At 65.5% G+C, this 14,681-nt stretch carries 15 protein-coding genes and 1 pseudogene; 12 read left to right on the forward strand and 4 right to left on the reverse strand.

The genetic code is table 11. From position 1 onward, the window contains the following. Positions 1-241 (reverse strand): annotated as a pseudogene (locus Q358_RS16910) (IS481 family transposase); the annotation flags it as partial. A gap of 178 nt (positions 242-419) precedes the next feature. Here Q358_RS16910 and Q358_RS17940 point away from each other — a divergent pair. The 5 genes from Q358_RS17940 to Q358_RS16920 are packed head-to-tail and all read left to right on the forward strand — an operon-like array spanning position 420 to position 4,145. Beyond that, positions 420-1,037, forward strand: a complete 618-nt coding sequence (locus tag Q358_RS17940; RefSeq protein ID WP_051530263.1) for an IS110 family transposase — start codon at positions 420-422, stop codon at positions 1,035-1,037. 27 nt (positions 1,038-1,064) lie between these two features. Next, positions 1,065-1,334, forward strand: a complete 270-nt coding sequence (locus Q358_RS18545; RefSeq protein ID WP_156940874.1) for a transposase — start codon at positions 1,065-1,067, stop codon at positions 1,332-1,334. Positions 1,335-1,376: 42 nt separating this feature from the next. Then, positions 1,377-2,426, forward strand: coding sequence for an ISL3 family transposase (locus Q358_RS0108535; RefSeq protein WP_027961665.1), 1,050 nt, complete (start codon positions 1,377-1,379; stop codon positions 2,424-2,426). A 45-nt stretch (positions 2,427-2,471) separates the two neighbouring features. Next, a complete protein-coding gene (gene ltaE / locus Q358_RS0108540; RefSeq protein ID WP_027961666.1) occupies positions 2,472-3,488 on the forward strand; it encodes a low-specificity L-threonine aldolase in 1,017 nt (338 codons plus the stop codon). Positions 3,489-3,536: 48 nt separating this feature from the next. Further along, positions 3,537-4,145: a GNAT family N-acetyltransferase gene (locus Q358_RS16920; RefSeq protein ID WP_051530264.1), complete on the forward strand. Its 609-nt coding sequence runs from the start codon at positions 3,537-3,539 to the stop codon at positions 4,143-4,145. 61 nt (positions 4,146-4,206) lie between these two features. Here the strand turns inward: Q358_RS16920 and Q358_RS0108550 are convergent, their stop codons facing one another. Continuing rightward, positions 4,207-5,076 carry a LysR substrate-binding domain-containing protein gene (locus Q358_RS0108550; protein ID WP_027961667.1) on the reverse strand — a complete coding sequence of 290 codons (870 nt, stop codon included), beginning with the start codon at positions 5,074-5,076 and terminating at the stop codon, positions 4,207-4,209. Positions 5,077-5,185: 109 nt separating this feature from the next. Here Q358_RS0108550 and Q358_RS0108555 point away from each other — a divergent pair, with 109 nt between their 5' ends. From Q358_RS0108555 to Q358_RS0108565, 3 genes are all read left to right on the forward strand, one after another. Next, positions 5,186-6,352 (forward strand): TauD/TfdA family dioxygenase, encoded by a 1,167-nt coding sequence (locus Q358_RS0108555; protein WP_043487931.1) that lies wholly within the window; start codon positions 5,186-5,188, stop codon positions 6,350-6,352. A gap of 77 nt (positions 6,353-6,429) precedes the next feature. Continuing rightward, positions 6,430-7,347: an ABC transporter substrate-binding protein gene (locus Q358_RS0108560; protein WP_027961669.1), complete on the forward strand. Its 918-nt coding sequence runs from the start codon at positions 6,430-6,432 to the stop codon at positions 7,345-7,347. Positions 7,348-7,430: 83 nt separating this feature from the next. Next, positions 7,431-8,102, forward strand: coding sequence for a TVP38/TMEM64 family protein (locus Q358_RS0108565; RefSeq protein WP_027961670.1), 672 nt, complete (start codon positions 7,431-7,433; stop codon positions 8,100-8,102). Between the two features lie 7 nt (positions 8,103-8,109). Here Q358_RS0108565 and Q358_RS0108570 read toward each other — a convergent pair whose 3' ends face one another. Continuing rightward, positions 8,110-9,414 (reverse strand): glycosyltransferase, encoded by a 1,305-nt coding sequence (locus tag Q358_RS0108570; RefSeq protein WP_027961671.1) that lies wholly within the window; start codon positions 9,412-9,414, stop codon positions 8,110-8,112. A gap of 83 nt (positions 9,415-9,497) precedes the next feature. On the opposite strand from Q358_RS0108570, the gene Q358_RS0108575 reads away from it, so the two are divergent. Both Q358_RS0108575 and Q358_RS0108580 read left to right on the forward strand, forming a co-directional pair. Beyond that, positions 9,498-10,574 carry a tartrate dehydrogenase gene (locus Q358_RS0108575; protein ID WP_027961672.1) on the forward strand — a complete coding sequence of 359 codons (1,077 nt, stop codon included), beginning with the start codon at positions 9,498-9,500 and terminating at the stop codon, positions 10,572-10,574. A 98-nt stretch (positions 10,575-10,672) separates the two neighbouring features. After that, the gene (locus Q358_RS0108580; RefSeq protein ID WP_156940875.1) at positions 10,673-12,058 is read left to right on the forward strand and encodes an SH3 domain-containing protein; all 1,386 of its coding nucleotides are present in this window, start codon (positions 10,673-10,675) and stop codon (positions 12,056-12,058) included. A gap of 49 nt (positions 12,059-12,107) precedes the next feature. On the opposite strand, the gene Q358_RS16925 is transcribed toward Q358_RS0108580, so the two are convergent. Then, the gene (locus Q358_RS16925; protein ID WP_043487933.1) at positions 12,108-12,968 is read right to left on the reverse strand and encodes a class I SAM-dependent methyltransferase; all 861 of its coding nucleotides are present in this window, start codon (positions 12,966-12,968) and stop codon (positions 12,108-12,110) included. A 120-nt stretch (positions 12,969-13,088) separates the two neighbouring features. On the opposite strand from Q358_RS16925, the gene Q358_RS0108590 reads away from it, so the two are divergent. Further along, positions 13,089-13,640: a lipocalin family protein gene (locus tag Q358_RS0108590; protein ID WP_043487935.1), complete on the forward strand. Its 552-nt coding sequence runs from the start codon at positions 13,089-13,091 to the stop codon at positions 13,638-13,640. A gap of 4 nt (positions 13,641-13,644) precedes the next feature. Beyond that, positions 13,645-14,631, forward strand: a complete 987-nt coding sequence (locus tag Q358_RS0108595; RefSeq protein WP_027961675.1) for a succinylglutamate desuccinylase — start codon at positions 13,645-13,647, stop codon at positions 14,629-14,631. Positions 14,632-14,681: the final 50 nt, after the last annotated feature.

Here is a 14,681-nt window from a genome sequence, read left to right on the forward strand (position 1 = left end):
GCAGGAACTCACGAGCCGTGATCAGCACTTCCTCCTGCTCGGACGTGAGCGTCGCCAGGAGGTTGTGTCGCGTGTGAGATCGATCATAGACATTATCACGGTAACGCCAGCGCCGGATGGTCGCGGTGGCGACGCCATACTGACGGGCCAGCTCGCTATCCGTGATACTGGAGGGTGCTGCCTGAATCTCGGCACGGATCTTCGGTGTCGTCGTCGCTTGTTTATGCAGTTTGATGTCCATGAACCTGCTCCCGGATGAATTGCTGAAGAAGCTCCCTCGCGGCTAGCAGAGGATAACTCCTATAGGCGATTTGATCATCCGGTACCCCACACCTAATAGGAGCCTTGTTCTGCACCGTGAGTGTCCTGTCCTTCGGCATGTTTGGCAGCACATATTGGCTGAGCATGAGGAAGTGGCAATGGCACAGGTAGAAGAGCTGATCGAGGTGGTATTGGGGGTCGACACGCACCTGGACGTTCATGTCGGTGTCGTCATCGATCCAGTGGGGCGTGTGCTCGGCACCCGCTCAATTAAAACCTGTACCGACGGCTATCAGAAACTCCTTGAATGGGCATGTTCATTCGGCTCCCTCGTGCGTGCCGGGGTTGAAGGCACCGGAACATATGGCGCGGGACTTGCCCGTTATCTCCAAGAGGCAGGCATTGAAGTGCTCGAAGTCAATCGGCCGGATCGCTCTCGCCGCCGCCGCAAAGATAAAAATGATCCCACCGACGCCGAGAACGCTGCCCGTGCTGTGCTCTCTGGCGAGGCCTGTGCACTTCCGAAGGCCCAGTCCGGCGCCGTCGAGGCAATGCGCACCATAAATGTCGCCCGCCGCAGTGCGGTGAAGGCGAGAACGCAAGCGCTCAACCAACTGCGCAGTCTGCTGGTGAGCGCTCCGCAGGCACTGCACGAGCAACTGCTTAAGCCAAAAGCAGCGGCGTGTGTAGCCGCCTGCCTGGAGCTGGAGACAGAAGATGACTCGATACTGCTCCAGACTTTGAAATCGACCCTGCAGCTACTCGCCCGGCGCTAGCGGGCGCTGACCGAGGAGCTTCGCGAGATGGATATCGCATTGGAGCGGCTCACTCGTCAAGCCGCCCCGAGCCTGATCGCTCGCTTCGGTGTCGGTGCACAGACAGCGGCGACACTACTGGTGACGGCAGGAGACAATCCCACACGTCTTCGCAACGATGCAGCCCTTGCCGCACTCTGTGGTGTGAGCCCGCTTGAAGCTTCGTCAGGCAAGGTCATCCGGCACCGGCTCAACCGCGGCGGTGATCGCCAGGCAAATAATGGCTCTTCGACGCTGGGTGTGGAATTCGCCCCCTGAGCTGGGTCAGGATATGACCTCCACGACGACAGGAGGTATGGCATGGATGGCACCCAGATTCTGACCCTCGGCCTGGGCCTGGAAGCGCCCTGGGTTCTCAAGGATCAGCACCTGGATACCTCCGTATCGCCCCACCGGCTGGATCTCTACGTGGAGGCCGAGCGCGGCAGCCTCTACCCCTGTCCTGAGTGCAGTGAAGCTTGTCCGGCTCATGACTTTGCCGCCAAGACGTGGCGGCATCTGAATTTCTTCCAGCATCACTGCTACCTGCATGCTCGCGTGCCACGTACCAAGTGCCCGGAACATGGCGTCAAGTGTATCGAGGTACCTTGGGCGCGACCGGGCAGCGACTTCACCCTGTTGTTCGAGCAAGTCGCCATGTCACTGGTCAAGGAGATGCCGGTGTTGGCCGTCTCCCGGCAGCTGGAAATCTCCGATAAACGGCTGTGGCGCATCGTGCACCATTACGTCGGTCGGTTGCTGGGGGAGCTGGATCTAAGCAGCGTGACTACCGTCGGTGTTAATGAAACCGCCTCTCGACGCGGCCAGCGCTATGTGACGGTGTTCCTCGATATGCACCGCAAGCAGGAGCCGGTGATCTTCGCCGTTCCCGGCCACGGAGAGAACGCCATCGAGGCCTTCAGCGCCTTCCTGACGGCCCATGGTGGTGATTCGGACAACGTGGTCGAGGTCGTCTGCGACATGTCACAAGCCTTCCTCAGCGGCGTTGCCGAGCACCTTCCCAAGGCCGAGATCACGGTCGACTGGTTCCATATCTTGCAGGCCTTCACCAAGCGGCTAGACGAGGTACGCAAGAAGAAGCGCCGCGAGCAGGGACACCCCAAGTCGCTGCGCTGGGCACTGCTGAAGCCGATGGGAAAAGCCCTGGCGACATTGGAGCGCCACGCCGATGCGGTGGTCAAGCGCTGGATTTCGGGACTGACGAACGCGCGACTGGAAGGCATGAATGGTCTGTTTCAGGCGGCTCGGTCACGCGCACGGGGTTACCGGAACGAGGCCAACTTCATCGCCATGATCTACCTGATTGGCAGCCCGATAGGCCGCCTGTTCGATCAGGTCAAATCCACATGAAATGACGAAGAACCCTATCCATTACTCTACTCTGGAGAGGCACCGATGATCGACCTGCGCAGCGATACCGTGACCCGCCCCGGCGCCGCCATGCGCGATGCCATGCACGCCGCGCCGGTAGGCGATGATGTCTGGGGCGATGATCCCAGCGTGGCACGCTTCGAGGCCGCCGTGGCCGAACGCACCGGCAAGGCCGCCGCCCTGCTCTTCCCCAGCGGCACCCAGAGCAACCTGGCCGCCCTGCTCGCCCACTGCCAGCGGGGCGACGAGTATATCGCCGGCCAGCAGGCGCATGCCTACAAGTATGAAGGCGGCGGCGCCGCGGCTCTCGGCGGCATCCAGCCTCAGCCGGTGGAACACGCCGATGACGGCTCACTGCCGCTTGCACGCCTCCGGGCCGCCATCAAGCCCGACGATTTTCACTTCGCCCGCACCCGCCTGCTCGCACTGGAGAACACCATCGGCGGGCGCGTGATCGACGCCGACTATATGCAGCGGGCCACCGACCTGGCCCGGGAGCATGGCCTGGCCACCCACCTGGACGGCGCGCGGCTGTTCAATGCCGCGGTGGCCACCGACACCCCGTTGACCACGCTGTGTGAGCCTTTCGACACGGTCTCCCTGTGCTTTTCCAAGGGGCTGGGTGCCCCGATGGGTTCGGCCCTTGCGGGCTCCCAGGCGCTGATCGCTGCGGCACGCCGCTGGCGCAAGGTGCTGGGCGGCGGCATGCGCCAGTCCGGGATCATCGCCGCCGCCTGCCACTATGCGCTGGATCACCAGGTGGCGGACCTCGCCGACGACCATCGCCGCGCCGAGCATCTGGCCGCGGGCCTGCGCTCCCTGCCGGAGATCGAGGTGTCCTCCCAGGCCACCAACATGGTGTTCCTGCGGGTGCCGGAGCCGCACATTGCCCCACTGCGAGCCTGGCTGGCCGAACGCGACATCCTGATCGACGTGCTGTATGACACGCGCCTGGTGGTGCATCGCGACCTGGATGACGCCGACATCGATGCGACCCTGGCGGCATTCGAGGACTATCTGGCCAATAGCCCCGGTGCTTGACCCGCAGTGGCCCGAATGGTGTCGAGCACGGTGACCCGAGGATGATGCATGGCAACAGTGGAGATTCGCCCCCTGACCACGGCCGAAGCCCAGTCCGCCGCCGGGCTGCTGGGCCGAGGCATGCGCGACAACCCCACCCACATCAAGGCATTCGGGACGGATCCGGGACGACGTGAGCGCACCCTGAGACGAATCTTCACGCCCTTCCTGGAGCGTCAGCTAAGCGACGGCCGGGTCCTCGGCGCCTTCGCCGACCAGCGCCTGGTCGGCGTGGCGGCACTCGCCGCCCCGGGTGGCTGCCAGCCGACCCTCACCGACAAGCGCCGTGCGCTACCCGCCCTGCTCGCCAACGGTCCGACGAGCGCCCTGCGCCTGTTGGCCTGGACTCGCGTGTGGGCCAGGCGGGATGCCGGCGTGCCGTCTCACTGGCACCTGGGTCCGCTGGCGGTCGCCCCAGCGTGGCAGGGCCAGGGCATCGGCAGCCGGCTGCTGGGCCGGCTGTGCGATCACCTCGACCGGCAGCGGGGCCTGGGTTATCTGGAGACCGACCTTCCCGAGAACGTCAGGCTCTATCGACGCTTCGGCTTCGAGACCCTGGCCAGCGAGCCCGTGATCGGGGTGACCCACTGGTTCATGCAACGCGAGACTGGCGGCTAGTATTCGAAGGGCCGCCAGCCGTTTCAATGAAGTGATGAGTGAATTGACAGCTGACCAGAAGCTACAGCACGACCTGGCCCTTTAACCATTCCCAGAGTATCGCCGCCTCTGGTCGTGCCCGTGGGCGCATCGGACGCACCAGCCAGAATGCCTCATCGCTATTGACCGGCCAGTCGAGCGCCGCCACCAGGTCATCTCGATTCTCCACCAGGCGCCGATGCGTCAAGGCGATACCCTCACCCAGCGCCGCGAGCGACAGCGTCATCGTTTGCGTATCACAGGTCAGTGGCACACAACGCGACGTCAACTCCGGCATCCCCACGGCTTCCAGCCAGGCCGGCCAGCCCACCTCGAACCCCACGGCGTGCAACAGGGTGTGCTCCGCCAGGTCCGCGGGCTCGGTGATACGCTCGGCCAATGCCGGGGCGCATACGGGCAGCATCGTATCGCTGCCCAGCGAGACGGCCTCCATGCCCGACCACCTGCCCTGCCCGTAACGGATCTCGATATCGGCGCCCTCGGGCCCGAAATCATCCGGCCAAATGGCACTGATGATCCGCAGCGCCACGTCGGGATACTCGCGGCGAAAGGCGCACAGGCGCGGTGCCAGCCAGTTCTGTTGCACGACCGGCGTGGTGCGCAGGGTGACCGGTGTCTCACCGGTCTCGCCGAAGACTTCCCGGGTGCCCTCGGCCAAGCGGGTAAAACCGTCCTGCAGGCTGGGCAACCACGACTGTCCCGCCGGGGTCAGGCTCAGGCTGCGCGGGTGTCGCACGAAGAGCTTCTGCCCCAGGCGGTCTTCTAGCAGGCGGACACGTTGGCTGATGGCCGCCTGGGTCACCCCCAGCTCCTGCCCGGCAGCGGTGAAGCTCAGGGTGCGGGCGGCGACCTCGAACGCCTGGAGCCAGGCCAAGGGAGGCAAATCGTTCATGAACAAAGTAGCCATAAATTATTTGGGGTCATAGGCGCCACATTAATCGTTTGTGAACGCCGCGGGCAATCCCCATCCTTGGCGCCAGCCATCACCAAGGAGAATTGACATGCCCCTGACCGTCGAACAACGCTCGCCCCTGCCCATGGGTGAGCTGAGCGACCACACCCGGGCCCCTGGCCTCTCTCGAGTCGAGGCGCACGGCAGTCGCCTGCTGCTGACCTGGGATGACGACTCCCAGGCCCCGTTCCCGCTGATCTGGCTGCGCGACCACTGCGCCTGCCCCGAATGCCGCCATCCACAGACACGCGAGCGTCTCTACCTGCCTCAGGAAGCCCCTGACGAAGCGGTGGAAGTGGAGGTGGAGAACGGCAACCTGACGGTACACTGGGCCAACGGCCATCTCAGCCACTTCGATGGGGGCTGGCTGCATCAACGTCGCCCGGGGAGCCTGCCGTCGGATGCCGTGCCCAAGCGCCAGCCCTGGGAAGAAGGCTTCAGCCCTGTGCGAGTGGACCATGGCGACTTCACCGCCGGTGTCGCAGGCGAGCGCGACTGGCTGACCGCCCTGTTGCGCGACGGCCTGGTACTGCTCGAAAAGGGGCCCCTGGCCGACGAGGAGGTCAGCCGCCTGGCCGAACGCATCGGCCCCCTGCGTCCCACCAATTTCGGTGCGCGCTTCGACGTGCGCTCCAAGCCCAACCCCAACAATGCCGCCTATACGGCGATCGCCCTGGCACTGCATACCGACCTGCCCAACTGGCGCCAGCCGCCGGATATTCAGCTGCTCTACTGCCTGGAGAACGGCGCCGAAGGCGGGGAATCGATCTTCGCCGACGGCTTTGCCGCCGCCGAGTGCCTGCGGCAATCGTCCCCCGAGGCCTTCCGGCTCCTCAGCGAGACGCCTATCGATTTCCGCTTCCAGGATGAGAATCACGACCTTGCCTGGCGGGCACCGGTGATCGCCCTCGACGAGGCAGGCAACGTCATCGAGGTGCGCCTCAACAACTGGATCCGCGATAGCCTGCGCCTGCCGGTCGAGACTATCGACGCCTGGTACGCCGCCTATCGTCACTTCTGGCAGCGAGTTCACGCCCCACAGCATCGGCTGGAGTTCACCCTGGCCCCGGGCGAGATGGTCGCCTTCGATAATCGGCGGGTGCTGCATGGCCGCAATGCCTTCGATCCCAACAGCGGTCGTCGCCATCTCCAGGGCACCTACCTGGACCTCGATATGTGCGAATCTCGTCTGCGTGTACTGGCCCGGCAGGCCTGATACATTCATCCTCAAACCGCCACCCGGTGAGTCACCTCAACCCGGTGGCGGCTTGACGCCCCTGACAAGGAGATACCATGCGCTTCCCCCTGACGCCGGCCCTGCTGTCCTTGAGCCTGGCCACCCCGGCACTCGCCGATGATACCGTGCTGGATTTCGGTGTCCCCGCCTGGCCTGGCATCACCGTCAAGACCGAAATCGCCCAGCAGCTGCTCGCGCCCCTGGGCTATGAGACCCGCAGCCATGAGCTGGGGCTGCAAGTCATCTACCAGGGGCTGGAGACCGATGACATCGATGTCTTTCTCGGCGCCTGGATGCCGGCCCAGACCAGCATGTACACGCCACGCGAGGCCAGCGGCACCATCACCAGGGTCACCAATAACGTCATCGGTGCCCAGATGACGCTGGCAGTCCCCGACTACCTCTATGCGCAAGGGATCCAGAGCATCGCCGACCTGGACGCTCATCGTGAGCGTTTCGACGGCAAGATCCACGGCTTCGGTGCCGGCTCGGCGGCCAGCGAAGTCCTTCACGCCGCGATCGACGAGGATACCTGGGGACTCGGCGACTGGCAGGTGATGGATACCAGCGTGGTAGGCATGCTGGGCGCCGCCCGCAGCGCCATTGACCGCGAGGTGCCCATCGTCTGGGTCGGCTGGACGCCCCACTGGATGAACATCGAACTGCCGCTGCGCTACCTCGATGACTCCAAGAACCTGTTCGGCGAGAACAACGGCGAGACCGATGTGCTGACCGTGTTACGCAGCGATTATGCCGACGCCCATCCCAACCTGGTCGATTTCTTCGAACAATTCACGTTCGACGCCGAAGAACAGAGCTGGATGATCCAGGAGTTTAGCCAAAAGGAGCGCGACCCGGAGACAATCGCCAGCCAGTGGCTGCAGGAACATCCCGAGCGCGTCGAGACCATGCTCGAGGGCGTGACCACCCTGGATGGCAAGCCTGCCTGGCCGGCGGTCGAGGCCAGCCTGTAAACCCGGCACCCCGGCGGCGGCTTTGGCCGCCGGGCCTGCTGCCGTATGCTGTGGCGTGACGCTCACCAGGAACCTTCACGCCCATGAGTCGCCCCCTCGGAATCCTCGCCCTGCTGCTCAGCCTGCTCGTCGCCCTGGGTCTGTTGTGGCAGTGGCTGGCCATGCAGGAACTGCTTACCGTCGACGCCATGCTGGCGCTGGCCCAGGGCTCGATCGCCTGGCGCGAGGCCCCCTGGGCCATACTGGTGGTCGTGGCGGTCTACGCCCTCGGCTCGCTGGTGATGTTTCCGCTCAGCCTGCTGGTAGGCGCCACCGGGCTGCTCTTCGGTCCCTGGTGGGGGTTCGGCTACGCCCTGGCGGGCACCCTGACGGCCTCGTTGCTGACCTGGTGGGTCGGCCGGCGCATCGGCCGCGACGCGCTGCTGCGCCATGGCGGCCGACGCCTCAGGGGGGCGTCGCGTTACCTCTCCGGCCGCGGCATCCGCACCATGACCCTGGTCAACCTGCTGCCGCTGGCCCCCTTCACCCTGACCAACATGATGGCGGGGGCCTTCCACCTGCGCCTGCGCGATTACATGCTGGGTTCCGCACTGGGCATCGCGCCGGGCCTCGCCGGAGTCACCCTGCTGGGTAGCCAGCTCGGCGAACTGGCCACCGCCGAGAGCCGTGGCGAGCTTGCCTGGGGCGCCGGCGGCCTGCTGCTGGCGGTGCTGTTGCTGGTCGCCCTCAAGCACTGGGCCGGTCGCCGCCGCTGAGCCCAACCTATTTTTCAGGCCCGCCGGGCCACCAGTCGGGGCGCTCCTCCTCCCAGGTGGCATGCACCAGCTTGCCCAGTACGCGGCCGCGATGCCTCAACATCTGCCACTCGGCCCCCAGCCGATGGCGTACCAGCTCCCAGCCCCCCTCGTCGGCATGAGTAAAGGGGCCACCCGAGGCGACGGCCCGGCGGTAGACCTCCAGGCATCGCTCGGCACAGCTCGCCTCGTCGAAGGCCGCGGCCGTCGCTTCCGCCCCTGCCGCCAGGGGCGCACGCAGCGCCGGGTCGACGAGCTCGCCAAGCACCGCCGCCATGACGTCGACGTCGTCGCCCTGGAGCAGTCGCCCGTTGTCGCCGTCGTGTACCACCTCGCGAACGCCGGGGGCATCCACCGCCACCACGGGTAGCCTTGCGGCCATGGCCTCGGCCACCACCATGCCCTGGGTCTCGCTGTGGGACGCGAAGGCGAACACATCCATGGCGTGGTAGGCGTCGATCAGCTCCTGGCCCTGCAGGCGGCCGGTAAAATGCACACGCGACAGTACCCCGGCCTCATCGAAGCGTATGTTCATTGCCGCCCGCGCCTCCCCTTCGCCGACCACCAGGCAGTGAAGGCGCGCGTCTCGAGCCAGCGCCAGGCCCACGGCCCGGGCCAGGAAGTCGAGGTTCTTCTCATGGGCCAGTCGCCCCAGGTGGCCGATCACGCAGGCGTCAGCGGGGATCCCCAGCCGCTCACGCCAGGCGCGACCGTCACCCGCCAGGAAGCGTCGGGTATTCACCCCGCTGGGCACCACGCTGATCACCGGCTCGACGTCGCGCTCGACCAGCAATCGGCGAATGCTCTCGCTGGGTGCGATCACCTCGTCGCATAGCCGGGTATATTCGGTGGACAGCGCCACCGCGAACCGACGCATGCGCGGCGAGTCGCCGGGCACATAATGGGTGTAATGCTCGTAGAGGGTATGGTGGGTAAACACCAGCGGCAGGCCATATGTCTCGGCGGTGCGGGCGGCGGTGTCGCCGAGCAGGAAGGGATGATGGGAGTGCACGATATCGGGATCGAAGGCCTCCAGGGCCTCATGGAGCTGCCCCGGAATCGGCACCGGCAGCGAAAAGTCGCTGCCGTTGAAGTGCTGCATGGCGACCACCCGCACCACGTCCGTCTCGTCATCGCGCTGGCCGTCGAGGCGTGGCGCCACCACCAGCACACCATGTCCCCGTTCGCGCAGGCGCGCGGCCAGGCGCTGCACCGACTCGCTGACCCCACCCACGATGGGCAGATAGGTGTTGGTAAACATCAGTATGTTCACAATGAGCGCTCCACGAACCGGAGTGATAGTGTAACTATCTGACCCATGGGTTCACACATCCCCCCTCTTGCAAGGAGTCCTGCATGACCCACCGCATCGCGGTCATTCCCGGCGACGGCATCGGCAAGGAGGTGATGCCCGAGGGCGTACGCGCCCTGAAGGCCGCCGCCGAGCGTTTCGACATCGCGCTCGAGCTCGAGGCCTTCGACTTCGCCAGTTGCGACTACTACGCCGAGCACGGCCAGATGCTGCCCGACGACTGGTTCGAGCGGCTGAAGACGTTCGACGCGCTCTTCTACGGTGCCGTGGGCTGGCCCGAAACCGTGCCGGACCATGTGTCGCTGTGGGGCTCGCTGCTGCAGTTCCGCCGCCGCTTCGATCAGTACGTGAACCTGCGGCCCTGCCGCCTGCTGCCGGGCATCAAGAGTCCGCTTGCGGGCCGCCAGCCGGGTGACATCGACTTCTATGTGGTACGCGAGAACACCGAAGGCGAGTACTCCAGCGTCGGCGGCAGGATGTTCGAGGGCACCGAGCGCGAGGTGGTGATCCAGGAAACGGTGATGACCCGCCATGGCACCGATAGAGTGCTGAAGTTCGCCTATGAGCTGGCCCGATCACGGCCGCGCCAGACGCTCACCTCGGCCACCAAGTCCAACGGCATCGCCATCACCATGCCCTGGTGGGACGAGCGCGTGGCCGAGATGAGCAGGCACTACCCCGACGTCACCGTCGACCAGTTCCACATCGATATCCTCACCGCCAACTTCGTGATGCATCCGGACTGGTTCGACGTGGTGGTAGCCAGCAACCTGTTCGGCGACATCCTCTCGGACCTGGGCCCGGCCTGCACCGGCACCATCGGCGTGGCGCCCTCGGCCAATATCAATCCCGAGGGTACCTTCCCCAGCCTGTTCGAACCGGTCCACGGCAGCGCCCCGGATATCGCCGGACGCGGCATCGCCAACCCCATCGGCCAGATCTGGTCCGCGGCAATGATGCTCGAGCACCTCGGCTACCAGGAGGCCAGCGAGGCCATCGTCGCCGCCTTCGAGGCGGTGCTGGCCGAAGGCGACGAGGCGGTGCTAACGCCTGACGTGGGAGGCCACGGGACGACCGAGGGCCTGGGCACCGCCATCGCCGAGCGCATCACCGGCGCTTGAGACCAGCTGCCCTCTTCAAACGAAGGGGGCAAGACCAGCGAATGTTCTGCAAGAATCGCGGACAGGATGCTTGGCGGATGGTTTCGGGTGGCCCCTCAATGCAGAAAATACGGCTTTTCGCAGCAGGTATCGCGCTTATCAGCGCCACCGTCTGGGCCGACATTGACGGCCATGGCCCCGACGCCTGGCGCGTGACCGGCGTTGCCGGCGATGACGTGCTCAATGCGCGCATGGGGCCGGGAACCGACTACGACGTTATTGCCACATTCGGCCCCGAGGAACGCGGCCTGCAGCAGGTCACCTGTGTACCGCTGGTGACGCAGAGCGCCTGGTTCAACATGACGGCAGACCAGCGCCAGGCACTGCCGCAGCGCTGGTGCCTGATGCGTAGCCAGGATGCCAGCCATGCCGGCTGGGTTGCCCAGCGCTATCTCGAAGAAGATTCGGCGGCAACCGATACGCCACCGTCGGCGCTGGAAGAGCCCGCGCCCGCGAATTCAGCAACCTGCTCCCGGACTTACACTGCCGCTCTCGGCTCAATCCGTGCTCAAAAGGCTCCCATGGACGTGGCACACCGGAACGCGGAGCAGTTCCTGGAGGGCGACGGCTTTACGCCCATTGACCAACAGCCTGACTCCCCATCTGCTCCCGGAGACGACTTTTTCTCTGCAGCGCGCTTTCCCGATATCGGCGAATCGGTACTCATGCCCGACGTCCGCCTCGCCGCCGTGACTCGCGCCATGCTGGAGTTTGACGCGGCAGAAGGGAGCATTCCACATCCACGCTACCGGATTACCTATCATGTTCATCGCACACCACCCGGCGAGGAGTGCGATGTCATCGAGTCTGCCTATATAGAAATCACCCGCTTCAACCTGGGGCCACAGCGTTACAGGGAGGCGATTCAGTCCGTCGACGAAAAGCACTGGCCGCCCAGGGAGCTGTTCGGTACACAGCCACATGTCAGCCGGCGCCTGGTCTCCATTCCCGCAAGGTATCGAGGCTACGCGACCTGGAAAGAGAGTCGACGCCTCCTGAGCGATGAGCAGGCCCGTGCCGCCGACTGTCTCGGTCGGTCCTGCCTGTCTCTTGAAGAGTCCGCCGGCCCGACGCCGGACAGGAATACTGCACCGGCAGAAGCGTGGCAGCCGCACCCGCCCGGAGACCGGGAGCCGGCCAATTACCGTGAGCCGGACTATTCCTGGGACCCCGGCCCGGCGCGCGTTGCCGACCTGATGTACCTCGAGGCGACGGGGTCGTACCACAACCTGGACCCCAGTGAGGACTCATCGCTTGAGCGCCCCGAAATCACCATGGTGATTTCTCGCGATGTACTGGGGCAGGACAGCAGCACAACCGGCCTGCTGCGTCGGCGTGGCCTGATGGACCATGTGATAGCCGAGGAATGGTTGCGCCTGCGGGCCATGCCGGACTCCGGCGCTGACTGGGAGAGGCGGAACGTGCACTGGCGACCACCCAACTGATGCAAGAGGTGTCGCTGCAGATTACGAATATGGCTTGCTCTGGGCGGCCTCATCTCAGCCGCCAGCACCCGGCCAGGATACGCACCTTGTCCGCGGCCAGGTTGTCGCGCAGGTTGCGCCCCATGGTCGGGAAGCGCTCGCCGAAGATCATTTCCGGCCCGGGCAGTGCCGGCCCGGGGGGCGGCTCGTCCGCCTCCCGGCGGCTGTGTTTCTGCCGCCAGGCCAGGGCTTGGCGGGTGACATCCTCCCATGCCACAAGCTCGAATCCCGCTTCGTCCAGACGCCTCTCCAGGTCCGCCCGGGTCTGCAGATGGCTCTCCGCCGGCGTGCCGGCCCAGGGCACCGGCAGCGCCAGGGGCTCAGGATTGTCACCGGCTACCACCTCATGGAGTAACACCCGCCCGTCGGGCACCAGCAGCCGGCGCCACTCCCCCAGTACCTGTGCCACGTCGGGCATGTTCATCAGCGCATGCTGGCACCACACCGTCTCGAAGGAAGCATCGGGCAGCGGCGTGCGGGCGGCATCCGCACACAGGAAACGCGACTTCTCGCCGAACCCGGTGGCATCGCTCAGCCAGGCGGCCACCTCGACAAAGGACGCGGTAATATCCACGCCGAACGCCTGACAACCGAACTCATCGGCCAGCAGGCGGCTGGCCCCTCCGGTGCCGCAGCCCACATCCAGCACCCGCACCCCCGGTCGTAACGCGCCGAATGTCGCCAGGGTGCGGCTGGCCGCGCGCCCTCCCAGGTGCAGCTGGTCGATGCCGGCGACTTCATCCAGGGTGAGCCGGTCCGGATCACGGCCGGCCGCTCGATAGGCATCACAAAGGCGTAACGTCAGGCTTCCCTCTCCACGGTCGGCAAGGGCATCATAGTGGGCATTGAGTCGACGGCTGCGTTCCTTCATGACGCTTCTCCTGGCAATCGGTGGCCTGGCAATCGGCAGTGGGCCAGTCTAGATTGCCGCCGAGCCCCCGCCCATGCGGCGAAGGTCACAGCCGCCGTCACTATCACCAAAGGAGTCTCCATGCCCCACCCTGGCTTGCCGATCATTCTCGGTGCTGTCCTGCTGCTGGCCGGTTGTACCGGCCTGCCCAAGGGCACCGAGCCGGTCACCGACTTCGAGCTCGACCGCTACCTGGGCAAATGGCACGAAATTGCTCGCCTCGACCACTCCTTCGAGCGAGGCATGGAGTGCGTCACCGCCGACTACTCACTGCGCGATGACGGCGGTGTCCGCGTGCTCAATCGTGGCGTCAAGCTCGACGATGACGAGGTCGAAGAGGCCGAGGGCCGCGCCTACTTCATCGGTGACGAGGACGTGGGCCGCCTCAAGGTCAGCTTCTTCGGCCCCTTCTATGGTGGCTACAACGTGATCGCCCTCGATGATGACTACCGCTGGTCACTGGTCGCCGGGCCCGACCGGGACTATCTCTGGATCCTGGCTCGCACCCCCCACCTGGATGAAGCCGTTCGCCGAGATCTGGTCGCCCAGGCGCGGGGGCTGGACTTCCCGGTGGACGAGCTGATCTGGGTCGACCAGGGCCAGGCCTGCGATGCCTGGCGACAGGAGGGATAGCAACATGCTCGAGACATGGCTGACACACAGCATCGACGGGGTCGAGTTCCCGGCACAGGGCCCACTGCCCGGGGGCCGGTTTCGCCGCCGGGGTGATGGCCTGCTGGAACTGCTGCCCGACCAGCCCGGCCCCGCCGCCCACGCCTGCGTGATCTCGGTCGGGATTCATGGCAACGAGACGGCGCCCATGGAGCTTCTGGATGCGCTGTTGAAGCAGTTGGCGGCGGGGAGGCTGAGACTCGGTGCGCCCCTGCTGGTGATCCTGGGCAGCCCGCCGGCCACCCGCCAGGGCACTCGCTTTATCAACACCAATCTCAACCGGCTCTTTCGCCGTGGCATGGACGATCCCGGCATGGAGCCGGAGCGTGCCCGTGAGCTGATGGCGGCGGTCGATGCCTTCTTTATCCGTCACCCCGACCTGCCCCGCCTGCATTATGATCTGCATACCGCCATCCGGAAGAGTCGCTTCCCACGCTTCGTGGTCAGCCCCTGGAGCGAAACCACAGCCGTTGAGACCAACCAGTGGCGGTGGCTGGCCGGGGCGGCCATTCAGGCGGTGCTGCACCAGCACTGTCACAGCTGGACCTTCTCCCACTACAGCAAGCACTATCATGATGCCCAGGCCTTTACCCTGGAACTGGGTCGTGCCCTGCCCTTCGGCCACAATGACCTGGCGCCCCTGGCCCCCATGGAGCGACTGCTGCAGGCCCTGCTGGAGGGTCGTGAGCCCGTCGCGGAGCCCCCCGATCGAATGGTGTTCTTTCGCGTCGAGCAGGAGCTGCTACGCCATGGCGAGGACTTCCGGCTGACCTTCGCCGATGACACCCCCAACTTCAGCGAATTTGCACCGGGCACCCTGCTCGCCGAGGATGGCCAGCAGGGTGAAACCCGCGTCGGCGACGCGCCTCTATCGGTGATCTTTCCCAATGCCGCGGTGGAGATCGGTGCTCGCGCCGCCCTGCTCGCCAGGCCGTCACCCCCACCCGAATGATGTGGCTCCCTTCGCCGGGTCACCGGATGGCCGGAAAGCCTTATAACAAC

The organism is Halomonas halodenitrificans DSM 735, assembly GCF_000620045.1.
Lineage (GTDB): Bacteria > Pseudomonadota > Gammaproteobacteria > Pseudomonadales > Halomonadaceae > Halomonas > Halomonas halodenitrificans.